The sequence below is a fragment of the Vibrio hyugaensis genome (assembly GCF_002906655.1).
Taxonomy (GTDB): domain Bacteria; phylum Pseudomonadota; class Gammaproteobacteria; order Enterobacterales; family Vibrionaceae; genus Vibrio; species Vibrio hyugaensis.
The window spans coordinates 1,273,229-1,298,114 of sequence record NZ_CP025794.1 but is presented as its reverse complement, the minus strand read 5'-3'; the positions used below and the strand labels follow the sequence as shown (position 1 = coordinate 1,298,114).

Annotated in this window: 21 protein-coding genes; 15 read left to right on the top strand and 6 right to left on the bottom strand. The window is 44.9% G+C overall.

Going from position 1 to position 24,886, the window contains the following annotated elements; translation table 11 throughout:
- Positions 1-144 precede the first annotated feature (144 nt).
- The 3 genes from sucC (at position 145) to C1S74_RS06515 (ending at position 3,713) form a co-directional block, all read left to right on the top strand.
- Positions 145-1,311: an ADP-forming succinate--CoA ligase subunit beta gene (gene sucC / locus C1S74_RS06525; protein WP_045399059.1), complete on the top strand. Its 1,167-nt coding sequence runs from the start codon at positions 145-147 to the stop codon at positions 1,309-1,311.
- Complete coding sequence (gene sucD, locus C1S74_RS06520) at positions 1,311-2,183, top strand: succinate--CoA ligase subunit alpha (RefSeq protein WP_038877586.1); 873 nt, start codon at positions 1,311-1,313, stop codon at positions 2,181-2,183. The genes sucC and sucD overlap by 1 nt, the downstream gene beginning before the upstream one ends.
- 150 nt (positions 2,184-2,333) lie before the next feature.
- Positions 2,334-3,713, top strand: a complete 1,380-nt coding sequence (locus C1S74_RS06515; RefSeq protein WP_103415251.1) for an IS4 family transposase — start codon at positions 2,334-2,336, stop codon at positions 3,711-3,713.
- Between the two features lie 46 nt (positions 3,714-3,759).
- On the opposite strand, the gene znuB is transcribed toward C1S74_RS06515, so the two are convergent.
- Together znuB and znuC are read right to left on the bottom strand one after the other, a co-directional pair.
- A complete protein-coding gene (gene znuB / locus C1S74_RS06510; protein WP_038879265.1) occupies positions 3,760-4,545 on the bottom strand; it encodes a zinc ABC transporter permease subunit ZnuB in 786 nt (261 codons plus the stop codon).
- Positions 4,538-5,326, bottom strand: coding sequence for a zinc ABC transporter ATP-binding protein ZnuC (gene znuC, locus C1S74_RS06505; protein WP_038865671.1), 789 nt, complete (start codon positions 5,324-5,326; stop codon positions 4,538-4,540). The genes znuB and znuC overlap by 8 nt, the downstream gene beginning before the upstream one ends.
- Positions 5,327-5,404: 78 nt before the next feature.
- On the opposite strand from znuC, the gene znuA reads away from it, so the two are divergent.
- The 5 genes from znuA (at position 5,405) to C1S74_RS06480 (ending at position 13,365) form a co-directional block, all read left to right on the top strand.
- A complete protein-coding gene (gene znuA / locus C1S74_RS06500; protein WP_045400836.1) occupies positions 5,405-6,286 on the top strand; it encodes a zinc ABC transporter substrate-binding protein ZnuA in 882 nt (293 codons plus the stop codon).
- 211 nt (positions 6,287-6,497) lie between these two features.
- Complete coding sequence (locus C1S74_RS06495; protein WP_045400839.1) at positions 6,498-9,872, top strand: AraC family transcriptional regulator; 3,375 nt, start codon at positions 6,498-6,500, stop codon at positions 9,870-9,872.
- Between the two features lie 762 nt (positions 9,873-10,634).
- Entirely contained in the window at positions 10,635-10,862 is a 228-nt protein-coding gene (locus tag C1S74_RS06490) for a FeoA family protein (RefSeq protein WP_038879271.1), read from the top strand.
- Positions 10,862-13,138, top strand: a complete 2,277-nt coding sequence (feoB, locus tag C1S74_RS06485) for a Fe(2+) transporter permease subunit FeoB (RefSeq protein ID WP_045400841.1) — start codon at positions 10,862-10,864, stop codon at positions 13,136-13,138. Before C1S74_RS06490 ends, feoB begins: the two co-directional genes overlap by 1 nt.
- Entirely contained in the window at positions 13,135-13,365 is a 231-nt protein-coding gene (locus tag C1S74_RS06480; protein WP_038865666.1) for a FeoC-like transcriptional regulator, read from the top strand. The genes feoB and C1S74_RS06480 overlap by 4 nt, the downstream gene beginning before the upstream one ends.
- Positions 13,366-13,456: 91 nt before the next feature.
- Here the strand turns inward: C1S74_RS06480 and C1S74_RS06475 are convergent, their stop codons facing one another.
- The 3 genes from C1S74_RS06475 to argS form a co-directional block, all read right to left on the bottom strand.
- Entirely contained in the window at positions 13,457-13,978 is a 522-nt protein-coding gene (locus C1S74_RS06475) for a YqhA family protein (RefSeq protein ID WP_045400843.1), read from the bottom strand.
- A 150-nt stretch (positions 13,979-14,128) separates the two neighbouring features.
- Positions 14,129-14,557 (bottom strand): HIT family protein, encoded by a 429-nt coding sequence (locus tag C1S74_RS06470; protein ID WP_038879276.1) that lies wholly within the window; start codon positions 14,555-14,557, stop codon positions 14,129-14,131.
- 104 nt (positions 14,558-14,661) lie between these two features.
- Positions 14,662-16,395, bottom strand: coding sequence for an arginine--tRNA ligase (gene argS / locus C1S74_RS06465; RefSeq protein WP_045400845.1), 1,734 nt, complete (start codon positions 16,393-16,395; stop codon positions 14,662-14,664).
- A 220-nt stretch (positions 16,396-16,615) separates the two neighbouring features.
- Between argS and C1S74_RS06460 the strand changes: the two genes are divergently transcribed.
- A complete protein-coding gene (locus C1S74_RS06460) occupies positions 16,616-17,215 on the top strand; it encodes a VOC family protein (protein ID WP_045400846.1) in 600 nt (199 codons plus the stop codon).
- Between the two features lie 75 nt (positions 17,216-17,290).
- On the opposite strand, the gene purU is transcribed toward C1S74_RS06460, so the two are convergent.
- Positions 17,291-18,124: a formyltetrahydrofolate deformylase gene (purU, locus tag C1S74_RS06455; RefSeq protein ID WP_038879279.1), complete on the bottom strand. Its 834-nt coding sequence runs from the start codon at positions 18,122-18,124 to the stop codon at positions 17,291-17,293.
- Positions 18,125-18,341: 217 nt separating this feature from the next.
- On the opposite strand from purU, the gene yoaA reads away from it, so the two are divergent.
- The 6 genes from yoaA to fadD all read left to right on the top strand — a co-directional run bounded on the left by yoaA (position 18,342) and on the right by fadD (position 24,881).
- Complete coding sequence (gene yoaA / locus C1S74_RS06450) at positions 18,342-20,267, top strand: DNA repair helicase YoaA (RefSeq protein ID WP_038879281.1); 1,926 nt, start codon at positions 18,342-18,344, stop codon at positions 20,265-20,267.
- Between the two features lie 45 nt (positions 20,268-20,312).
- On the top strand, positions 20,313-21,014 hold the full coding sequence (gene tsaB, locus C1S74_RS06445; protein WP_045400848.1) for a tRNA (adenosine(37)-N6)-threonylcarbamoyltransferase complex dimerization subunit type 1 TsaB: 702 nt from the start codon (positions 20,313-20,315) through the stop codon (positions 21,012-21,014).
- Positions 21,015-21,333: 319 nt separating this feature from the next.
- Positions 21,334-21,639 carry a hypothetical protein gene (locus tag C1S74_RS06435; RefSeq protein WP_045400849.1) on the top strand — a complete coding sequence of 102 codons (306 nt, stop codon included), beginning with the start codon at positions 21,334-21,336 and terminating at the stop codon, positions 21,637-21,639.
- Positions 21,640-21,664: 25 nt separating this feature from the next.
- Positions 21,665-22,222 (top strand): Slp family lipoprotein, encoded by a 558-nt coding sequence (locus C1S74_RS06430; protein ID WP_045400850.1) that lies wholly within the window; start codon positions 21,665-21,667, stop codon positions 22,220-22,222.
- A 6-nt stretch (positions 22,223-22,228) separates the two neighbouring features.
- Positions 22,229-23,083 carry an alpha/beta fold hydrolase gene (locus tag C1S74_RS06425; RefSeq protein WP_045400851.1) on the top strand — a complete coding sequence of 285 codons (855 nt, stop codon included), beginning with the start codon at positions 22,229-22,231 and terminating at the stop codon, positions 23,081-23,083.
- A 106-nt stretch (positions 23,084-23,189) separates the two neighbouring features.
- Positions 23,190-24,881 carry a long-chain-fatty-acid--CoA ligase FadD gene (fadD, locus tag C1S74_RS06420; RefSeq protein WP_045400852.1) on the top strand — a complete coding sequence of 564 codons (1,692 nt, stop codon included), beginning with the start codon at positions 23,190-23,192 and terminating at the stop codon, positions 24,879-24,881.
- Positions 24,882-24,886: the final 5 nt, after the last annotated feature.

Sequence of the window (24,886 nt, the reverse complement as noted above, 5' to 3'; positions counted from 1 at the left end):
TGGCTCAGCGTCTGGCCTTCATTTGAACTGCCCCCGATATAAAATTATAAGCAGTTGATTTGAGAAGACCCTACAGACGTACCGCATGAAGCGGCGTTATGGAAATAATAAATCCCCTAAGGGATAAACAAACGGAATATCAAAATGAATTTGCACGAATACCAAGCCAAACAGCTGTTTGCAGAATTCGGTTTGCCTGTACCAGAAGGCTACGCATGTGATACGCCACAAGGAGCTTTCGAAGCGGCGGGTCGCATCACTACTGAAAAGAAAGTCGTTAAATGTCAGGTTCACGCTGGTGGTCGCGGTAAAGCGGGCGGCGTAGAACTACACGAAACAAAAGACGGCGTAAAAGAATTCGCACAAAAATGGCTAGGTAAGAACTTGGTTACTTACCAAACAGACGCAAATGGTCAGCCTGTTACTAAAATCCTTGTAGAAGAAGCATCTAACATTGCGAACGAACTTTACCTTGGTGCGGTTGTAGACCGCGCAACTCGTAAGATCGTTTTTATGGCTTCGACTGAAGGTGGTGTAGAAATCGAAAAAGTTGCGGAAGAAACGCCGGAGCTAATCCATAAAGCGGCAATCGATCCACTTGTAGGCCCTCAAGCTTACCAAGGGCGCGAGCTAGCGTTCAAACTTGGCCTTGAAGGCGATCAAATCAAACAATTCGTTAAGATCTTTATGGGTCTTGGCGCGATGTTCTCTCAGTACGACCTAGCGCTACTAGAAATCAACCCGCTTGTCATTACAGGTGAAGGTAACCTTCTTTGCCTTGACGGTAAAATCAACATTGACTCAAACGCAATGTACCGTCAGCCAAAGCTTCGTGAAATGCACGATCCTTCACAAGAAGACGAGCGTGAAGCACACGCAGCTCAGTGGGAACTGAACTACGTAGCTCTTGATGGCAACGTTGGCTGTATGGTTAACGGTGCAGGCCTTGCAATGGGTACGATGGATATCGTAAACCTACACGGCGGCAAGCCAGCAAACTTCCTTGATGTAGGTGGCGGCGCGACAAAAGAGCGTGTAGCTGAAGCATTCAAGATCATCCTTTCTGATGACAATGTTAGTGCAGTACTAGTAAACATCTTCGGTGGTATCGTTCGCTGTGACATGATCGCTGAAGGTATTATCGGTGCGGTTAAAGAAGTAGGCGTAACAGTTCCTGTAGTTGTTCGTCTAGAAGGTACAAACGCAGACCTAGGTCGCGAAGTACTTGCGAATTCTGACGTTGATATCATTGCAGCTGAATCTCTAACAGATGCTGCTCAGAAAGTTGTTGCTGCTGCGGAGGCTAAATAATGTCTGTATTAATTAACAAAGACACTAAAGTAATCTGTCAGGGTTTCACTGGCGGTCAAGGTACATTCCACTCAGAGCAAGCTATCGCATACGGTACGCAAATGGTTGGTGGTGTATCTCCTGGTAAAGGTGGTCAAACTCACCTTGGTCTTCCAGTATTCAACACAGTACGTGAAGCTGTAGAAGTAACTGGCGCGACAGCAACCGTTATCTACGTACCAGCACCTTTCTGTAAAGATGCAATCCTAGAAGCGATTGACGCAGGTATCGAGCTGATCGTAACGATCACTGAAGGTATCCCAACAACAGATATGATCGATGTTAAAGTGAAGCTAGAAGAAACTGGTGTTCGCATGATCGGTCCTAACTGTCCAGGTCTTATCACTCCAGACGAGTGTAAGATTGGTATCATGCCTGGTCACATCCACAAGAAAGGTAAAGTAGGTATCGTATCTCGCAGCGGTACTCTTACTTACGAAGCAGTTAAACAAACAACAGATGAAGGCTTCGGTCAGTCTACGTGTGTTGGTATCGGTGGTGACCCAATCCCAGGTTCAAACTTTATTGATATCCTAAAACTGTTCCAAGAAGACCCGGAAACTGAAGCAATCGTAATGATTGGTGAAATCGGTGGTACTGCGGAAGAAGAAGCTGCGGCGTTCATCAAAGAGAACGTAACTAAGCCAGTGGTTTCTTACATTGCAGGTGTTACTGCTCCTCCAGGTAAACGTATGGGTCACGCAGGTGCGATCATCTCTGGTGGTAAAGGTACTGCCGAAGACAAATTCGCAGCTCTAGAAGCGGCAGGCGTTAAGACTGTTAAATCTCTAGCAGAGATTGGCAAAGGTCTACGTGAAGTGACTGGTTGGTAAGAAGCCAAACCAATGCAAAAGCATTAAAAAGCCTGCGATTTCGCCTGTCTCTTATACACAAATCCCCAAGCTTGTAGCTTGGGGATTTTTTTTGAACTCTTTCAAGTGTGTGTGATCTGATCACTTAGTAATCCTTACTGAAACACTAAGATGACACACTCAGACGCTAAACTTTGGGCACAAGAACAATTTGGACAAGCACAACTTAAAGACCTTCGAAGAACACAACGCCTCATCAGTTTAGCGACTTCCATTGCTAATCAACCAGGAGTCTCCGTGGCTAAACTTCCTTTTTCTCCCGCCGATATGGAAGGTGCATATCGCTTTATCCGCAATGAAAACATCGATGCAAAAGACATCGCTGAAGCAGGTTTTCAATCAACTGTATCTCGAGCTAACGAGCATGAGGAATTACTCGCGCTTGAAGATACAACAACGCTCAGTTTTCCGCATCGAAGTATAAAAGAAGAACTCGGGCATACTAATCAAGGCGATAGAACTCGAGCTCTCCACGTACATTCGACGTTACTTTTTGCACCACAAAGCCAAACCATTGTCGGTCTGATAGAGCAGCAGCGATGGAGCCGAGATATTACCAAGCGTGGGCAAAAGCACCAACACGCGACTCGTCCTTATAAGGAGAAAGAGAGTTACAAATGGGAGCAAGCTTCTCGCCGTGTCGTTGAGCGCCTAGGGGATAAAATGTTAGATGTTATCTCGGTCTGTGACCGAGAAGCTGACCTATTCGAATACTTAACTTATAAGCGTCAACATCAGCAGCGCTTTGTCGTTCGCTCAATGCAAAGTCGCTGCCTAGAAGCTCATCATCAAAAGCTTTACGACTATGCGCAAGCGTTACCAAGCGTCGAGACAAAAGAGCTTACCATCCCCCAAAAAGGAGGGAGAAAAGCGAGAGATGTAAAGCTTGATGTTAAATATGGTCAGGTGACATTAAAGGCTCCGGCAAACAAAAAAGAGCACGCAGGCATACCTGTTTATTATGTTGGTTGCCTTGAGCAAGGGACATCAAAAGACAAGTTAGCATGGCACCTCTTGACGTCGGAGCCAATAAACAACGTTGAAGACGCTATGAGAATTATCAGTTATTACGAGCGCCGATGGCTGATTGAAGATTTCCATAAAGTCTGGAAAAGTGAAGGGACAGATGTGGAGTCACTCAGGCTACAAAGTAAAGATAACTTAGAGAGATTAAGTGTCATCTATGCCTTTGTTGCTACGCGTTTATTGGCGTTACGCTTCATTAAAGAAGTTGATGAGCTAACGAAAGAAAGTTGTGAAAAGGTATTGGGCCAAAAAGCTTGGAAGCTACTGTGGTTGAAACTAGAAAGTAAGACGTTACCTAAAGAAGTGCCCGATATGGGCTGGGCGTACAAAAATCTCGCTAAATTAGGCGGTTGGAAAGATACCAAGAGGACGGGTAGAGCTTCAATAAAGGTGCTTTGGGAAGGGTGGTTTAAACTACAAACCATCCTTGAAGGCTACGAACTCGCAATGTCTCTTGATCACTAGACTTGTGATCAAGAGACAGGCGATTTCGCAGGCTTTTCTTTTTGTCTTACGCTTTGCGCCTAATCAGTTGGCTAAGCATAAATAGGGATGTCGCGCTAATCACAACAGAAGGACCTGCGGGTGTATCGAAATGCCAAGACAGACTGAGTCCCATTAATACAGCAACAGAGCCAATGATTGAGGCGAAAAAGGCCATTTGTTCCGGCGATGAAGAGACTTTACGTGCGGTTGCTGCAGGGATGATCAATAGGGAAGTCATAATCAGTGCACCAACAAACTTCATACCTACTGCGATAACAATACCGACCATCAGCATTAATACTAAGCGCACTAAATCTGTATTTACGCCTTCGACAGCAGCTAACTCTTCACTTACGGTGCTCGATAACAATGGACGCCAGAAAAAGTACAAACATGCACTTACAGCCACAACACCAGCGTAAATGAACATTAAGTCTTGTGGAGAAACGGCGAGTAAATCACCAAATAGGTAGCTCATCAAGTCAATGCGAACATTATCCAAGAAGCTCACAGAAACTAAGCCGATGGAAAGGGCGCTATGAGCTAAAATACCAAGTAGGGTATCGGTGGCAACGAGTTGCTGTTTTTGTAGCGTTACGAGCAACACCGCAAGGGCTAAACAGCACACTAAAAGAGCCAGATACAAATTTACATTAAGCAGAAAGCCAAGGGCGAGTCCCATTAGGGAAGCATGCGCTAACGTATCACCAAAGTAAGCCATTTTCCGCCACACGACGAAAGAGCCTAATGGTCCTGCAATAATGGCAATACCAATGCCAGCAAGAATAGAAGGCAGTAAAAACTCAATCATGGTGGTGATGTCCGTGGTTATGTTGTGAGCAAGATGTCGCATCGCCTGTTACAGGAGAGCCAGCAAGATCGTGATGATGGTGTTCATGATCATGATGATAAAAAGCAAGCGATTCACGAGTCGCGTTACCAAATAGAGCGATGTACGACGGATGCTGAGTAATCGTCGCTGGTGAGCCAGAGCAACAAACATGATGGTGCAAACATATGACATCATCTGTTTTCGCCATTACCAGATGCAGGTCGTGCGATACCATGAATACACCACAATCGAAGCGATGACGAATGCTTTCGATTAAATCGTATAAGTCAATCTGACCTTGAATATCAACGCCTTGAGCTGGTTCATCAAGCACTAAGAGTTCTGGTCGCTGGAGTAGAGCACGAGCGAGCAATACCCGCTGGTTCTCACCACCAGACAAGCGATGCATATTGCTATTTAGTAAGTGTTCCGCTCCAACTAATCTCAAAGCATCTAGGCATTCTTGTTTGCTGTATTTCCCAGCAAGATTAAGGAATCGAACGACATTGAGAGGCAGAGAGTCGTTGAGTTTCAGTTTCTGAGGAACATATCCAATCTTCAGCTTTCGTTTGTTCGTAAGTTTGCCACTTGTCGGTTTTTGTAACCCTAAAATGACTCGAACTAAAGTGGATTTTCCCGCTCCGTTGGGACCGATAAGAGTAGTGATTTTACCCTTTTCTAATTCCATGCTGATGTTATCAAGAACCCTACGACCATCGAATTCGACGCACAGCTGTTCAAGACGGACTAATGAAGACATGAATGAAACTCATTTGCAAACTGATAATGTTATAATGTAACATTATCTCACTTTCAACGCCATATCCCAAGTAAAACTATGAAAAGAGCACTAATTCTTGCTGCTTCAGCAATACTAACTTTACCTGCACACGCAGTGACCGTGTTAACCAGCATCAAACCTATTCAAATGATCACAACTGAGCTAACGGAAGGTGTAACAACACCGGATGTGTTACTTCATAATAATGCCTCTCCTCATGATTATGCTTTGCGTCCTTCGGATGTCAAAAAAGCGGCTGCGGCTGATCTTGTTATTTGGTATGGGCATGATTTAGAACCCTTCCTTGAAAAAGTGGTAGCAGACAAAGACAACACGCTTACCGTAAGTAAAATTCCAGACCTTAAATTGCGTGAATTTGGTAGCGAGCATGCTCACGACCATGATGGGCACGATCACGGTACCCATGATCCTCATTTTTGGCTTGGTATTGAAACCGTTCAACAAGTCGCTAACGCGATCGCCCATAAACTCGCTGAAATCGATCCTGCTAATGCCAGCACTTATGCAGCAAACCTGAAAAAATTTGATGAACATCTGAAAACGACAGACGCAGAAATTAAGCAAGAGCTTACGCTAGTTAAAGACAAGGGGTACTTCGTTTTCCATGATGCCTATGGTTACTTTGAAGAGCGTTATGGGCTAAACCAAATGGGCCACTTTACTGTCTCTCCTGACCGCAAGCCTGGCGCAAAAACATTAATTCATATCCGTAAAACACTAGGGACGGGCGATGTAGCATGTGTCTTTTCTGAGCCACAGTTTACTCCTGCAGTGATCGAAAGTGTTATGCGTGGTAATGACGTGAACACTGGCGTACTTGATCCGCTAGGCAGTGAAATTGATGTACAGTCAGGCAGTTACTTTACATTCCTGAAACAAATGTCGAATAGCTTTAGTCAATGTTTGAGTGAAAAGTAACAAATGTGTTGTTACTCCTTACACTGAATTCGTTTTTAACGTGATCCAACAGTAAGAATTGCAACCTTTGGCGCAGTGAGTCTTTCCTATTAAAGGATTTGAAGTATTATTATCAATAATTAGCGGCTCGAAATAACCATATTGACACTTAGCTATGGAAGGCATGAGTGTATAAGAGCACGCACGTATTGATACATGTAAGGATTTCAACTTGCTGCGCCCATTAGCCCTATTTTTTTGGGGTTTTATCTTCTCATTTCAAGCGTTTGCTTCAAGTGAAGCGAATGCGATCTTCTACCCTTTGCCAAATCAGGTTAAGGGCACTTTTATTGCGGCGAAAAAATTGTTTCCTGGTGAACAGGGCGGGCTATGGATCCATGATGTTCACGGCAGAGTATTGTTCTATGACGGTCAAACGACGCTTCCCAAATCAGGCAGTTTCCTGCCAGCGAGAGAAGAACAATTAGCCTATCACAAAGGATCGTTTTGGACCTTTGTTGAAAATGAAGTTTATCAAACCTACCCAAATCGAGATCGTCGGCTAGTCTTTAGCCTCAATCCAGGCGCTCAAATACGTAAAATTGGTTCTTCGGGTCAATATATTTGGGTCAGTGATGGTGCGCATTTCTATACGTATAACATCGACACCAGCGAGCTGAATTCCTTCTCATTGCTCCAGCTTTATCAGCACAGCAACAATAGTTATGTATACATCAACGACGCCATATTTGTTGAAACAAAATGGGCCTTGGCGACGACATCAGGTGTCTATCTTTCTGAAGGCAATTCGTTTAATCACGTCGTTTCCTCAGGTAAGCACTACATAGAAAAAGTCTATTATTCGCATACTCGAAGGGAAATACTCATCGGAACGTTGAAAGGTGCGCTGATTTTCAATATTTACGAGCCTAACAAACCCGTGATCAGAATCGGAGCCTCCCATGTTTTGACGTTTGCAGAGACGAACCAAGAGTATTGGGTTGGTACGGAACAAGGGTTATATCTGTACTCTTTTTTGACTGGTGCTGTGACTCAGGTGACGCCTGCGAGCTTCTTGGAGATCGAATTAGCGAGTACCAAAATTTACTCTTTGTTGAACGATAATATGGGAGGAATGTGGATCGCGACGAATCAAGGGATTCGCTATTACTCACTATTCAGCAAAAAGTTTGAACGTATTACTTTCAGCAGTTATGACTCACAAACACTTTCTGGCCGTATTCGGCAGACATTAACCGGCCCAGATGGCGTGTTATGGTTTGTCGATGACCATAACTTATATCGTTCTGGCTCTAAAGGTGTCATGAAAGTGATGAATTTAGCATCACAAATCAATGAGTTTGCTTTCCAAGGCGACAGATTATGGCTGGCGACGTCTTCAGGATTAGAGATCTACAATTTAAACGATTTAGAACGTGTTAGTTATCCCTATTTAAGGGTTATGGCTGGTCGACCTATCGATCATATCGTTTCTGATGGTTCAACAAGACTGTGGGCTTCAAGTGGGTATCAATTATTTAATATTGATGTTTCTAGTCAAGAAGTTAGGAACTTTGGTAGTGATTGGTTAGTCAGCCAATACCTACCTGCTAAGATCACCCGTCTCTACGACAAAGAAGAACTGCTATTGATTGGTACTGACCACGGCGTGTACGAGTACGATGGAGAACGAATCCGATTCAACCGTTTCTCAGAAAAATACGGTGAATCCTTAGACATGATTACAGCAATCGACGGTTCTCAGTGGTTTGCCTCTGCATACGGCGTGTTTAAAACGATACCAGGTAGTGATTCAAAGCAAGTCATGGAAATGAGTGTTTCCAACTCTCGACCTGCATGCATGATCAGTGACTCTGAAGGCGTCTGGCTCGCATCGTCTGTTGGCCTGAGTTATTACCATTTGTCTGGTCAGTTAATGAAACATTATTCCTCTTCATCCGGCTTGATAAATAATGAGTTCTTGCCTGGTGTATGTAATACGATCAGGCGTGCTGAGGATAGTGACCGCCAACTTATCTTTGGTTCGCAATATGGGTTGGTCAAGGCTGATGCTTCTAAGCTTCTGGTGTCTAACACGCCAGAATCCAAGCTTATTGTTAGCCAAGTCATGTTAGAAAATGATGTGGTTCAAGTCGGAAGCGCCGATCTTTTGGAGATGAAGCTACCGTATGGGTCTTCTTTAAGTTTCCTTTTTGGTGTCATGCCTAAACCTGACAATCAGAATTTGTATTATCGCTTGAACGAAAATGAGAAGTGGCAAACTTTAGAAGGTGGGCAACTGACTCTAGAGCACCTCAACTCAGGAGAGTATCACTTACAAGTGAGTAATGACTCACAATTAGCCTCTGGAATGATAGGGCTTGATTCGAAATTTACTGTCTTGGAGCCGTGGTATTTATCTAAACTCGCGATCACGGGTTTTACCATGGTTATTATTGTCATTCTTGCTTTGATTATTTACTGGCGTTCTCGCTATGTATTACAGGCCAACCGTGACCTCGCTGCTCAAGTTACATTAAAAACAAACCAATTACGCCATCAAAGTCGTGTGTTACTCACCAGTAATCAGCAGTTGAGAAAGCAAATACAGGTAAGAAACTTATTAGTCGACCATGTTGCCCAATCGATTAAGACAAGCGTCGATTCCATTGCCAATAGGTTGCCTATAGATCTGGATTCAGCAACCCAAGACCATCTTTCGAAAACCTACTGGCAACTTAACGAATTAAAGAGTTCGCCAGAAGATAGCAGCGGTGGCAGCCAAAATTACAACCTAAGCCAAATAACGCAGTCTGTCGTTGACGTATGGCGAGAGGATTTCTCGAAAGCTGGCATTGTTGTCGAGTTGGAAGATGCCAATAAATCCAGCCGAATCGCGCTTGAGAGTTTTAATCTCGATGTTATCTTCAATAGCATCTTTGCTAATGCGATAAAGCGTTCATTCCGAGGTCAGTCAGTTAAGCTGGTCTTAGAGGAGGGGAATGATATTGTTTCGCTCAGCTTTATCGATTACGGAACTCAACTGCCTAGTAAAGTTTCGACGATGCGTCCTTCTAATACTACAAATGTAGACTTAAGTATGGACAATCTGCCTCAACTGGTATCGGTAAGTGGTGGACATTTATCAATGTTTGCCTCCGATGCTCAGAATAAAATCGAAATCACTTGGCCATGTGCGCAAGAGCTGAGTCATGTTGAGGAATCATTACCGGAATTTACCCAATCAGAACCAATATCGGAGAAAGTGTCACCGGAGCAAGAGTGGCTGATGAAAGTTTATCAATTAGTTGCAGAAAATTATCATGATGCGGAATTCGGTACCGCCTCTGCGGCGAAGTTGCTGTTTATGTCTGAACGTAGCTTACAGCGTCGTTTCAAATCCGCGTCATCGAGAACTTTCAAAGATTATCTTACAGAGGTGCGCTTAGAAACAGCATGTGAGCAACTATTAGCGGGTGAAAAAATCAGTGAGGTTGCATTTAATTGCGGTTTTAATGACCCTTCCTACTTCAGTCAAAAGTTTAAGCACCACTTCGGTTTACCTCCGTCTAAGTTTGCTATGACGCAAGAGAATCAAGTTAGCTAGATTCATTGGCTTTTGATGCTCTGCTATTTAATTGTTAAGCCCAGCTCGTTTTGATGCTGGGCTTTTTATTACGCCAAGCATCGAATCGACTTGGTTTGAAGCGGCTTGTTAGAGGCATGCTTTGAGAGACGAGCTATGACTATTTATCGCATGAGTTTTTGGTTGTGTATGGCTGAGCGTGCTCGAGGTAGTGCAATTAAGTTAGGGAAACTAACAGTGAACAATGGAGTGTTGATGTATTGAGTATTAAGGGGAGTAAAGCGTTAAGTGGATAAAGAAAGAGAAGAAAAAAAATATCGTGGTATAGCCGGGGGGACTATACCACGGGTGTCAATGACACCTTCGCTTGCTGCCGGAGTGACATGTTGCCATGTCACCTCTGGAATTCTTTTGAGTGGCTATTGCCTCTCGATGGATTAACTATACGAGACCTTACTTATTTTTCTTATAAAAATAACGACAGGTTAATGTGAGAAAAGCGACAAAATGCCACATTGAGCCTAAGTCTTTGTTTTTGTTTGTTGTTTTATTTGGTGAGCATTGGTTTGTTGCGATTGTGTTAATTGTCGTATTGCTGAAAATATTCAATTTTGACGAAAATGACGAGAGATTGATTAACGGAGTTGACGTTGTATTTCGTCAAAAGCATTAATGAAATCTTTGATTTCACACAATGAATGCAAGGGAATGGCGGAGTATCATCTGCTTCCTGTATACTATTAATAATAATATTTCTCATTAGCACTACCCTTAAGGGCCATTATGAAGTTATCAGAGATTAAACCCGGCGAAACGGTGACTATTCGTTTATTGGAAGGTCTTACATCGGATGTCAGAAAAAAGCTTATGGTGATGGGTTTGCTTCCCAATACTGAAGTGAAAGTCATTCGACGAGCTCCAATGGGTGACCCACTGCAAGTAGAAGTGCGTGGTGTTTCTGTGGCATTACGAGAAGCTATTGCTCAAAGCATCGAAGTGGAGCGCGTATAATGCAATACCAAATTCTTACAGTCGGTAACCCAAACAGCGGTAAAACGACGCTTTTTAATGGTCTTACTGGTGCAAAGCAGCAAGTAGGTAACTGGGCTGGTGTCACCGTCGAGAAGAAAACCGGTCAGTTCAAACATGCTGGCGACGACTTTGCTTTAACTGACCTGCCGGGCATTTACTCTTTAGACAGTGGTAATGACAGCAACAGTATTGATGAATCCATTGCCTCTCGTGCGGTTCTAACTCACCCTGCTGACTTAATCATTAACGTTGTTGACGCAACCAGTCTTGAACGTAGCTTATATATGACGCTACAACTGCGCGAACTTGGTCGCCCGATGATTGTTGTGTTGAACAAGATGGATGCGCTTAAGCGTGAGCGCCAAATCATCAATGTTGCAGAACTTGAGAAAACATTGGGTTGTCCTGTGGTAAGCCTATCTGCGACAAACAAAGCGCAAGTTGCCGAGTTTAAAGAAAAGCTGCACAAGTCTGTTGTACAAGGTGTCGCGCTAAACAGTCTATCTTTAAATTACGGTGAAAAGATGGAAACGGCGATCGACCACATTTCTTCTCTTTTCAATGATCAAACCGTTTCTCATCGTGCGCTAGCGATTCGCGCGTTAGAAAAAGATGCGCTTGTACTTAATAGCATGTCAGACGCTGATCGCCACTCGGTTGAAAATACCGTTGTTGAGCTAGACCTAGACGTCGATCTTCACGTAGCCGACACCAAGTACACGCATCTTCATGAAGAGTGTAAGAAGATCCGTCGTAGCGAAGGCAAATTAAGCCGCAGTGTCACAGAAAAACTAGACCAGTTTATTCTTAACAAGTGGGTGGGTATTCCATTCTTCTTTGTTGTGATGTACCTGATGTTTATGTTCTCTATCAACATTGGTAGTGCATTCATCGACTTCTTCGATATTGGTGTTGGTGCGATATTAGTTGATGGCGGTCACCATTTGTTAGATGGTCATTTACCGGTATGGCTAGTAACGGTTCTTGCTGATGGTATCGGCGGCGGTATCCAGACGGTTGCAACCTTCATTCCCGTTATCGCGTGTTTGTACCTGTTCCTAGCTGTGCTGGAAAGCTCAGGTTACATGGCTCGTGCAGCATTTGTCCTTGATAAAGTGATGCAGAAGATTGGCTTACCGGGTAAAGCATTCGTTCCGCTCGTGCTAGGTTTTGGTTGTAACGTACCGTCAATCATGGCGACTCGTACACTAGACCAAGAACGTGAACGTAAACTGGCTGCATCAATGGCGCCATTTATGTCATGTGGTGCGCGTTTACCTGTCTACGCTTTGTTTGCAGCAGCTTTCTTCCCTGGTTCTGGTCAAAACATTGTATTTGCACTTTACCTTTTAGGTATCGTTGCAGCGATCTTTACCGGTCTGTTCCTTAAGCACACGCTTTACCCAGGTAGCAGTGATAGCCTAGTGATGGAAATGCCAGACTATGAGCTTCCTACGCTACAAAACGTCGTGATCAAAACTTGGCAAAAACTGAAGCGCTTTGTTCTAGGTGCCGGTAAAACCATCGTAATCGTTGTTGCTATCTTAAGCTTCTTTAACTCACTAGGTACTGACGGTAGCTTTGGTAATGAAGACAGCGAAAACTCAGTGCTTTCTAAAGCTGCACAGGTTGTAACACCAGTATTTGCTCCTATCGGCGTTCAAGAAGATAACTGGCCAGCAACTGTTGGTATTATTACAGGTATTTTTGCGAAAGAAGCTGTTGTGGGCACGCTGAACAGCCTATACACCACACCAAGCGATGGTGAAGACGCTGAATTCGACTTAATGGGTAGCCTGGAAGAGGCGGTAATGAGTATTCCTGAGAATCTTGCGGGCTTAAGTTACTCAGATCCACTTGGTATCGAAGTGGGTGATTTAACGGATTCAAATGCAGTAGCAGAGGATCAAGAAGTAGATGCTTCAATCTTTGGCAACATCAAGGCTCAATTTGCTTCTGGCAATGCAGCGTTTGCTTACCTAATCTTTATCTTACTGTACACACCATGTGTTGCAGCAATGGGTGCTTACGTACGTGAGTTTGGCCATAAGTTCGCTCGATTTATTGCAGTATGGACAATGGGACTGGCTTACCTATGTGCGACGTTCTACAACCAACTGACACATTTCGCAGATAGCCCAGTGACCAGTGGTATTTGGATTGCGATAATTGTAGCAATCTTCTTTGGTACATACCGTGTGTTCAAACGAGTTGGTCAGAAGCAACAAGGTGCGTTAGAGGCGCAAGTAGCATGATTTTAAAAGAGCTTTATCAATACATTGCAGACAAAGGAATCGTCTCTCAATCAGATCTGGCTAAGCAGTTTGGGATGAGTGAAGATGGCGCCGACGCGATGTTAAGCGTGTGGATCAAGAAGGGAAAAATTAACCGTCTAGTCGACACCAATAAAGCTCATGATGTGACTCGAGTACGTTACTCAGTAACTAAGCAAGATGGTTTATCACTGACAGTGACCATGTAGCAATCAAAATTATCATGTAAAGACGACAAAGCCGCATCAGTAACGATGCGGCTTTTCTTTTGCTGGTTATTGTATTGTGAATACAACGGAATCAATGCTCTTCAGAGTGTTTAGTCGCACCTGACCCTAGGAACTTCAACCCTAGACTTAAAACTAAAATCGAAATAGGTAAGGTCAAGATCGTCCAATTTAAGCTGTCGAAGTTAATCAGTACGAGCTCCAAGAACTTCACAAACAAAATCACAATGATGACTTCAGCCAAGATATTTTTCAGGTGGCCGATGTTTGGGGTTCTGATCCAATGTAAAACCGACTGTTCTTGTGTTTTCGCTTTAGCTTTGTTGGAAATAAATAGTGTGTAGATGCCGTGAGCAAAGATGAACAAAACTAGCGCAACAAGAAATGTATCCAGTGACTTGATCAAATAAGCGATCGCGATATCTGCTTTATCTAAATGTGCGAGTGCTTCCGGAGGTGTTTGATTAAGAATGAAGACTGCAAACGCCGAATAGGTTTTCGCTGCGCCCATAACAAAAAGCAAGAACGAAGCAGCCATAGAACAGATGATGGCGATCCAGCTGACGTATCGGAATGTGTTGAAGACTTGTTTCATGATGACCCTCTCTAATTGAGCTGGCAGTCTAAACAAGTTTGATTTAAGTGATAATCCCAGAAAAATGAGAAAGATTGTTACAAATATGCATTAATCTTCCTCTACTTATCTCGTGTGTATTCAAAGGTGGATGATTTTTACTCGCGGTGCTTATGCCTTTTGGAAAATAGAGCTCAGTGACAGCACGTTCTTAATGCGCCCAAGTAGCTCGTTTTGCTCTTCTTCTGTACGGAATTTACCTTTGGTGTTACCCCAAACCGGTCCAGGCCATGCGACGTCATCTTTGAAGCGAGCGATATGGTGAATGTGCAGCTGTGGCACCATATTACCTAGCGCACCAAGGTTTAACTTGTCTGGACGGAATGTGGCTTCCAGTGCTTGGCTTACCGCTTGAGACTCTAGCAAAAATTGTTGCTGTTCTTGCATTGGCAAGTGGTGAAGCTCTTTTAGGTTTGCACGTTTAGGTACCAAGATAACCCATGGCACGGCATTGTCTTTATGCAGAAGCGCCACGCACAGTGGGAAGTGACCGATAACAGTGGTGTCTTTTGCCAGTTGAGGGTGCAGTTCAAAACTCATTATATTATCCGATTTGAATTGAATGACATCAGTATACGCCAGATAAAACAAAAGGTTGACGCTTTCACGCCAACCTTTCTAAATCATCTCGATTCTCGATTCGCTTACATGCGCTCTAGAGTATCGATACCTAGTAGAGACAGACCCTGCTTGATAGTCTTCGCTGTTAGCGCTGCTAGTTTCAGACGGCTTTGTTTCACTGCTTCGTCTTCTGCAACTAGGATAGGGCACGCTTCGTAGAAGCTAGAGAACTGGCCTGCTAGTTCGAATAGGTAGCTACACATGATGTGTGGTTGACCTTCGCGAGCAACAGATTGAACCGCTTCTTCGAACTGCATAAGTTTTGCAATAAGCGCTTTTTCTTTCTCGTCAGTGATTTTGATTTCACCTTGTAGATCATCCATAGAAACGCCAGCTTTAGCGAATACAGATGCTACACGAGTGTAAGCGTATTGCATGTACGGTGCAGTGTTACCTTCGAACGCTAGCATGTTGTCCCAATCGAACACGTAGTCCGTTGTACGGTGCTTAGAAAGGTCTGCGTATTTAACCGCTGCCATTGCAACAGTATTTGCGATCGCTTTCTTCTCGTCTTCAGCTAGCTCAGGGTTCTTAGATTCGATCAGCTGTGCTGCACGAACTTCTGCTTCATCAAGAAGATCTGCTAGACGAACAGTACCACCCGCACGAGTCTTAAATGGCTTACCGTCTTTACCTAGCATCATGCCGAATGCATGGTGTTCAAGAGAAACAGATTCTGGAATGTAACCCGCTTTACGAACGATAGTCCAAGCTTGCATTAGGTGTTGGTGCTGACGAGAGTCGATGAAGTAAAGTACGCGATCCGCGCCTAGTTCCTCGTAACGGTATTTCGCACATGCGATGTCCGTTGTTGTGTATAGGAAGCCGCCGTCGCGTTTCTGAACGATAACGCCCATCGCTTCGCCGTCTTTGTTCTTGAATTCTTCAAGGAACACAACTTGCGCGCCGTCATCTTCAACAGCAAGACCTTGTGCTTTAAGGTCTGCTACGATCTTAGGTAGCATGTCGTTGTACATGCTCTCGCCCATTACGTCATCACGAGATAGAGATACGTTTAGACGATCGTAGTTGCGTTGGTTTTGGATCATGGTAACGTCAACTAGCTTCTTCCACATTTCTGCGCAGAACTCGTCACCGCTTTGCAGTTTTACAACGTAACCACGAGCTTTTACTGCAAACTCTTCGTCTTCATCGTACAGCTTTTTCGATTCACGGTAGAAACCTTCAAGATCCGCCAGTTCCATAGAAACTTCGCCAGACTCTTGTTGTACACGCTCAAGGTTTGCGATAAGCATGCCGAACTGAGTACCCCAGTCACCGATGTGGTTCGCACGGATCACTTTGTGACCTAGGAACTCAAGAGTACGTACTACTGCATCACCGATGATGGTTGAACGTAGGTGACCAACGTGCATTTCTTTAGCAACGTTTGGTGCAGAGTAGTCAGCAACGATAGTTTGAGCTTCGTCTGCTGCAACGCCAAGACGTGTGTCAGCCAGTGCCGCTTCCGCTTGTTTTGCTAGGAACTCTTCGCTTAGGAAAATGTTGATGAAACCAGGACCTGCGATTTCTGTCTTGCTCGCAATACCGTCTAGGTCTAGAACATCCAGTACTTTCTGTGCAAATTCTCGTGGGTTAGTGCCCAGTTTTTTAGCAACGCCCATTACGCCGTTTGCTTGGTAGTCACCAAATTGCGGCTTTGCTGATTGGCGTACGGCTGCAGGGCTGCCTGCAGGTGCGCCAGCGGCTTCTAGAGCCTGAGATACTTTGTCATTAATAAGTGCTTGGATATTCACACGCGTTTCCTTCAATTCAAGGACGAAGAACTCGGCGAATTACGTGCCGAGTTCTGTTGGAGTTCACAAAAATGGCGCTAATGATAACAACTTTATTGCTTTTCATACAGAGAGGAATTGGGGAAATTTATACTTTTTCGATTGAATGGAAATGTGAATGTACTTAGGTTTACTATTGCGCTCAGAGTAATGACAACCATCGCCTTGAAAGAGAAGAACAATGACCACGCAACTTGTTGAAAAACGCTTAACGCCAGAACTGATGATTGAAGATCTCGGTGTTTTTATGGCAAAAATTGAAGAATTCGCATTCATGCTCAAATTAGATCTGAGCTTTGCTCAAGCAGATCATATTGCATTGCGTATTAATGAAGTAGAAACAGCAAAAGCAGCGCATGAAGCATGGAGCCAATACGGTAAGGTTATCTCGCAAGCGGAAATCAATGGTCGCCCAATTATCGTCATTGAATTTGATAAAGCATTGGAAAACCGAGGCTGGAAGATTGAATGTCTGGAACTGCCATACCCAGCAGAAGGTAAAATTTACCCAACTGAAAGCTGGGAACATGTGGAGTTTGTGATTCCGTCTCATGCTGAAACCGCCGATGAGTTTTTAGCGGATTTGAAACACACTTATCCTGCGTTTGGTGCGCGTTTTGATGAGTTAGGAGAGCTGGGCGTGAAGATAAAATTGTCGAGCCCGAAAGGGGAGGGCGAACGCTTGAACAACCCAACCGTGGCGTTTAAGTATCAAGGTATTTGTATCAAGCTGCACCCACATTCACTCAAGCGTATTGTGGAGTCAGAGCAGGCTGAATAAGTTAGCTTTTAACGATTAGAAAGAAGAAAGGGTTGCCCAATGAGCAACCCTTTCTTTTATTCAAATTCGATAAACTTAAAGAATAACCGTCTTATTGCCGTAAACAAAAACGTGATCATTGATCACTTTATTCAAAGCCTTGCTCAATACGTTCTTCTCGACATCGCGACCCGCTTGCGCCATATCTTGTGCGCTGAACGTGTGATCCACTGGAATAACGTCCTGCTTGATGATTGGGCCTTCATCCAAGTCATTCGTCACGAAGTGCGCTGTTGCACCGATGATCTTCACGCCGCGGTCGTAAGCTTGTTGGTACGGTTTTGCGCCGATAAACGCGGGTAAGAAACTGTGGTGGATATTGATGATCTTGTGACGGTATTTCTCTACGAAAGTTGGAGTGAGAACACGCATGTATTTCGCTAGCACAAGATAATCGGCATCGTATTGATCAATCACTTCAAGCATCTTCTGCTCGTGCTCTTCACGGCTAAGATCTTCGTGTGTCACATGGTGATAAGGGATATCAAAACGTTCGGTCAGCGTTTGCAGTTTGTCGTAGTTACCAACAACCGCAGCAATTTCAACATCTAAGCTGCCGTCGTAAGTCTTCATCAGAATATCACCCAAACAGTGCGCTTCTTTCGTCACTAGGATAACGATGCGTTTGCGGCGAGAGCTGATCAACGTGCGCTTTGCACCTTGCGGCAGTGCTTGATCTAAATCAGCGAGAAGCGTTTGATCGTTGAAGTATCCCTCCAACTCAGTTCTCATGAAAAAGTGCCCACTGGTGTTATCAACAAACTCGTTATTATGAACGATATTCAGCTGATGCTTATAACAGATATTGGTGATTTTTGAGATTAGACCCGGTGCGTCGCTGCAATGAGTCAACAGTGTTTTCTTTTCCATAAATCAGATACTTCCATGCATTATTTTTCTAGCGTACGAATAAAGTACTCACTTTAGAAGCGTGAATCGTACGGCAATCTGACTTCATAAATAATCTATTCTTGGCGTGGTTTCAACAAATTATCTGCATGATGCTAAAACCTAGTGCTTTTGTTGGCTGATGTTTACGCTCAACTCCTGATATACTCTCGACAATTTTTCCAACCAGATGTCAGGCATGATCGCAAAAACATTCTCCTCTGAGGGCGCGTTAGGTAAAGCCATTCCGGGCTTCCAAGCTCGCCAGCCACAAATTGATATGGCAGAAGCTGTCAGCAATGCGATCAAAGACCAAACTCAGTTAGTGGTTGAAGCGGGAACGGGGACCGGCAAAACCTTCGCTTACCTTGTGCCTGCGTTATTGAGTGGCAAGAAAGTCATCATCAGTACCGGGTCGAAGAACCTACAAGAACAGCTGTATCACCGTGATTTGCCTTTGATGGTGAATTCGCTGGGCTTCTATGGTCAAGTGGCACTTTTAAAAGGTCGCTCTAACTACCTTTGTTTGGATCGTTTAAGTCGTCAAATGGTCGAAAGCCATACGAATCAAGCTGACCCAACACTGCTTACCCAATTGGTTAAGGTTCGTAGTTGGTCGTCTGAAACGAAAACGGGTGACTTGGGTGATTGCGATGATCTGCCAGAAGACAGCATGATTATTCCGACGATTACGTCAACGAATGATAACTGTCTGGGTAAAGATTGTCCGAGCTACACCGATTGTTTCGTCTTGAAAGCACGTAAACGTGCGATGGATTCAGACATTGTTGTAGTCAACCACCACTTATTCCTTGCGGACCTTGCGATCAAAGAAACTGGCTTTGGTGAATTGATCCCAGAAGCTGACGTGTTCATCTTCGACGAAGCTCACCAGCTTCCTGATATTGCCAGCGAATACTTCGGACAATCGATCTCTAGCCGTCAGATCCAAGAGCTCGCCAAAGACATTGAGATTGCCTACCGTACAGAAGCAAAAGACATGCGCCAACTGCAAAAAGTGGGCGATAAGCTGATGCAAAGTGCGATGGACATGCGCATCGTGCTGGGTGAGCCGGGCTTTCGTGGGAACTGGCGTGAAGCGATGCAATCTGAATCCATTAAACGTGAATTGGTGCGTTTAACTGATAGCTTAGATCTGGCGATTGATGTGTTGAAACTGGCACTGGGTCGAAGCCAGTTGCTGGATACTGCGTTTGAACGTGCCAATCTAATAAAAGGTCGAATCGACCGTGTTTGCGATGTCGACATCACAGGCTATTCCTATTGGTTTGATACATCTCCGCGTCATTTTGCTCTGCACATTACGCCGCTATCGGTAGCGGATAAATTCCACGAGCAAATCGAAATCAAACAAGGCGCGTGGATTTTTACCTCAGCAACCCTAGCGGTTTCGGGTGACTTTAAACACTTTACCGACCGTCTTGGATTAAAGCCGAAGCAGCAGTTTTCGTTGCCATCTCCGTTTGATTACGAGAAGCAAGCACGCTTATGTGTGCCTCGTTATCTACCAGAACCAAACAGCCCAGGCTTAGCCGACAAACTGGTGCGAATGCTTGCGCCTGTGATTGAAGAAAACGACGGGCGTTGTTTCTTTCTGTGTACTTCGCACAGCATGATGCGTGAGCTTGGTGAACGCTTTCGTGAAGTGCTGGATCTGCCTGTGCTAATGCAAGGCGAAATGAGCAAACAAAAGACCCTTGCCGAGTTTATGGAGCTAGGTAATGCATTGCTGGTGGCGACTGGTGCATTCTGGGAAGGGATCGATGTTAGAGGTGATGCGCTGAGCTGTGTTATCATCGACAAATTACCGTTTACTGCCCCTGATGACCCGCTGCTCAAAGCCCGAATCGAAGATTGTCGATTACGTGGCGGTGAGCCGTTTGCAGAAGTGCAAATCCCAGATGCGGTTATCACGTTAAAGCAAGGCGTAGGACGTTTGATTCGAGACCAGAAAGACCATGGTGCCTTAATCATTTGCGACAACCGTTTGGTGACGCGTGATTACGGTGGCATCTTCCTCGGCAGTTTACCGCCAATCCCAAGAACACGGGATTTGGAACGAATCAAAACATTCCTAAAAACAGAACAACCCGCCGCAGACTAATGCGCTGTGGCATCAATAAATTAAAGAAGAATTGTAGAGAGTTACATGAGCGCAAAAATTCTTGCTATCGATACGGCAACTGAGAACTGTTCAGTTGCGCTACTGGTTAATGACCGAGTGATTTCACGCAGTGAAGTGGCTCCTCGTGACCACACTAAGAAAGTACTGCCTATGGTAGACGAAGTACTGAAAGAAGCGGGTCTGACTCTACAAGATTTAGACGCATTGGCGTTTGGTCGTGGTCCGGGTAGCTTTACTGGCGTTCGTATCGGTATTGGTATCGCACAAGGTTTGGCGTTCGGTGCTGACTTACCAATGATTGGCGTTTCAACGCTGGCTGCGATGGCGCAAGCAAGCTACCGTCTACACGGCGCAACGGATGTAGCTGTTGCGATTGATGCACGTATGAGTGAAGTTTACTGGGCACGTTACACTCGCCAAGAAAACGGTGAATGGGCCGGTGTGGATGCAGAATGCGTTATTCCACCTGCACGTCTAGCTGAAGAAGCGCAAGCAGACGACAAAACGTGGACCAAGGCGGGCACAGGTTGGGAAGCTTACCAAGAAGAGCTTGGCAAACTGCCATTCAACTTAACAAGCGGTGATGTTCTCTATCCAGATTCACAAGACATCGTGATTCTTGCTGAGCAGGAACTTAAGAAAGGCAATACAGTCCCAGTAGAAGAATCGAGCCCAGTCTATCTGCGTGATAATGTGACGTGGAAGAAACTTCCGGGTCGCGAATAATTCATCACTATTAGGGTCTGTTGACCTTTCGAGCTGATTTTTGCAGCGAATTGTTGGATATTTATACAAGGCAGAGACTTAGCTGTGTAGCTAGCCTACATGAGAAGTCGATAACGCAGTAGAAATGGCCAACAAACGCTGCCCGAAGGGTTCGGCTAAAATCGTTTTATGCTTTGTTAAGGAGTATTTGCTTAGAATGACTAGGCGTCACACTCCTTGCCTCACCTAAAACGATTTTATCTCGAACAAAATTTAACCGCGAAAGATCAACAGACCCTAGAATACACGGGGCGTTTGCCCTGTATTTTTATGGAGCGTTATGGCGTCTATCAATGGTTTACCTCCCGCGTTAATACCGGGTGCAAATCACACCAATAAAGTTGGTAAAAAAGGGCAGGTAAAGAAAGCTCAAGATAAGCAGCCCGTTGGTCAACCTTCTAAGGTGGCAAACGCCGTCGCGCATTCCATTAAGCAAGTGGATGAGTCTCAGATTCATCGTGCTCAAGTGCAATACGATTTGCCTGAGGGTCATGCTCGCAAAGCAATGGAACAGTATATGGATGTCATGAATCGAGCGAAAAAAGAGGAACTTGCTCAGTTACTTGGTGTCGATATCTATGTGTAAAACAACGAATTTATAGTGGGGGTTTATGAAACTTTCTGGACGTATTTTTCTGGTTATTATCGCGGCATTCGGGCTTTCTGCCTGTAGCTCTCTTCCTGAAGAGCTGAATGCAAGCACCGAGCAGGTTTTGACGGATTACAAAGCCTTTGCTGAAGACCAAGGACAGGCTGCTAACGATGTCCGTCTTGGTGGTGTTATCGCGAAAGTGGATAACTTGAAAGACCAAACGCGCCTGGAGATCGTAAACCTACCAATCAGCAAATCAGGCAAGCCCGACATTGACCAAGAACCAACGGGTCGCTTCGCGGTGTATTTTGATGGTTACTTAGAGCCAGTTGCTTTTAGTAAAGGTCGAATCATTACCGTTGTTGGTAAAGGTTCGGGCGAAGAAGAAGGCAAAATTGGTGAGCACCAATACATATTCCCTTCGATAAAAGGCGATGGCTACCGCTTATGGAAGATTGAAGAGCGAGTACGTATGTACGACACGCCAACCTATTACTACCCTTGTTACTCCATTAACTGCCGCATGTGGCGAAATGATTTCCCTCAAGACGGCAAGGTTATCAAGAAGGTTAAATAATCTGTGATGAATGAGCGCCGTTTCGAACTCCCAAATGGGAGCATGGCAGCCTTAGAGATCGGAAACGAAAAAACGACTGCTTGTTCAGTCGTTTTTCTTCATGGGTGGATGGATAACGCGGGAAGCTTCAAAAGTTTGATGAATGCTATCCATCAGCGAAACCCTGACCTTCATTTATTAGCGATTGACCTATTTGGTCATGGCTTATCCAGTCATAAATCCTCGGACAATTACTACCCCTTCCACGACTACATTGCTGATTTACACCAACTATTGGATGAATTATCGCCAAACAGACTGATGTTAGTAGGGCATTCACTAGGCGCCTTAATCGCAAGTTGCTATAGTGCTGCCTTTCCTGAACAGGTCGAAGCGTTAGTGCAAATTGAAGGAGCGGGTCCACTCGCTGAACAACCCTCCAATAGTGTGAAACGACTGCGAGATGGTGTCCTTAGCCGACAACGTCAACGCAATAAACCGGAGCGATCTATCGCTTCTTTCGATCTGGCGTTAAAGCTACGCATACAAGCGAATCACCTGACCGCCGAGCAGTTGATGCCAATCGTAGAGCGCGGAACTGAATGTCGCGAGAACCAGTGGTTTTGGCGACACGATGCCAAATTAAAGTGCGATTCTCTTTATCGTATGGCACAGGATCACGCGAACTCGATCACCAGCCAAATACGCTGTCCGCACCTGATCATATTGGGTGACAAAGGATTTCAGCATTTACAGTCTAACCAAGTCGATTGGGGCGAAAATCCACCGAATGTGGTTTCTGTCGCGGGTGGGCACCATTGCCATTTAGAGCAAACACTCGAGGTCGCAAAGCGAATTCTTGGTGTAGTTAACAAAATTTAAACAAGTGTTTGAGAGTTACGTGCTCAAGCACGTTTGCTGTGCTGTAATAGTGTTCAAAATAAAAAGGACGCTATTTTTTAGCCAGTTATAAACGAGGAGTAACATCGTGGATAAACCATGGCTTTCACGTTATCCAAGTGACGTACCTGAAACCATTAATCCAGAGCAATATGAGTCTTTGGTAGAAATGTTCGAACAGTCTGTTCAAAAGTACGCAGACCAACCGGCATTCATGAACATGGGTTCGGTCATGACCTTCCGCAAATTGGAAGAGCGTAGCCGCGCATTCGCCGCATACCTACAAAACGAACTTAAGCTGAAGAAGGGCGACCGTGTCGCGCTTATGATGCCAAACCTGCTGCAATACCCTGTCGCGCTATTTGGTGTTTTGCGTGCTGGCTGTATCGCTGTGAACGTGAACCCACTTTATACTCCACGTGAGCTTGAACATCAGCTAAACGATGCCGGTGCAACGGCGATCGTTATCGTTTCTAACTTCGCGAACACACTTGAGCAGGTTGTAGAAAATACACCAGTGAAACACGTGGTCTTGACCAGTCTTGGCCAAATGCTACCACGCGCGAAAGGTACGCTTGTCGACTTCGTCGTTAAGTACGTGAAAGGCATGGTGCCTAAGTACGACTTACCTGGCGCAATCTCAATGCGTAAAGCACTGCACAAAGGTCGTCGCCTTCAGTACGTGAAGCCATTCATGTCTGGTGATGATATCGCATTCCTGCAGTATACCGGTGGTACAACGGGCGTAGCGAAAGGCGCAATCCTGACGCACCGCAACATGATTGCTAACGTTATGCAGGCGAAAGGTGCATACGGTCCAGTACTGTCTCCAGGTCGCGAGCTTGTTGTTACGGCACTGCCGCTTTACCACGTATTCGCGCTGACAGTGAACTGTTTGCTGTTCGTTGAAATGGGCGGCAACAACTTGCTTATCACTAACCCGCGTGATATTCCGGGCTTTGTGAAAGAGCTGCAAAAATACCAGTTCACTGCAATTACTGGTGTTAACACCCTGTTTAACGCGCTAGTGAACAACGAAGATTTCCATGAGTTAGATTTCAGCAACCTTCGCCTAGCAGTAGGTGGTGGTATGGCGGTGCAACGTGCCGTAGCTGAAAAATGGCAAAAGACCACCGGCTGTTATCTACTAGAAGGTTACGGTCTAACAGAATGTTCTCCATTGGTGGCCGCTTACCCGCACGACCTAGTGGAATACAACGGTTCTATTGGTCTGCCTGTACCATCAACTGAAGTACGTATTGTTGATGAAGAAGGTAATGCACTTGCAAACACTGAGACAGGTGAGCTTCAAGTTCGCGGTCCTCAAGTGATGCAAGGTTACTGGCAGCGCCCGGAAGCGACCAAAGAAGTGATCAACGAAGACGGTTGGCTATCGACGGGTGACATCGTTAAGTTTGATGATGAAGGCTTCTTGCACATTGTGGATCGTAAGAAAGACATGATTCTTGTATCAGGCTTCAACGTTTATCCGAATGAAATTGAAGACGTAGTTGCACTGCACGGCAAAGTACTGGAAGTAGCGGCTATCGGTCAGCCTCACGAAGTATCTGGGGAGTTGGTGAAGATCTACGTAGTGAAACGCGATCCGAGCCTAACCAAAGACGAAGTGATTGCTCATTGTCGCCAACACCTAACGGGCTACAAAGTGCCGAAGTTGGTTGAGTTCCGCGAAGACTTACCTAAGACCAACGTAGGTAAGATCCTTCGTCGCGTACTGCGTGAAGAGAATGACGCAGAGCTCGCCAAGAAGAGCGCATAAGCGGA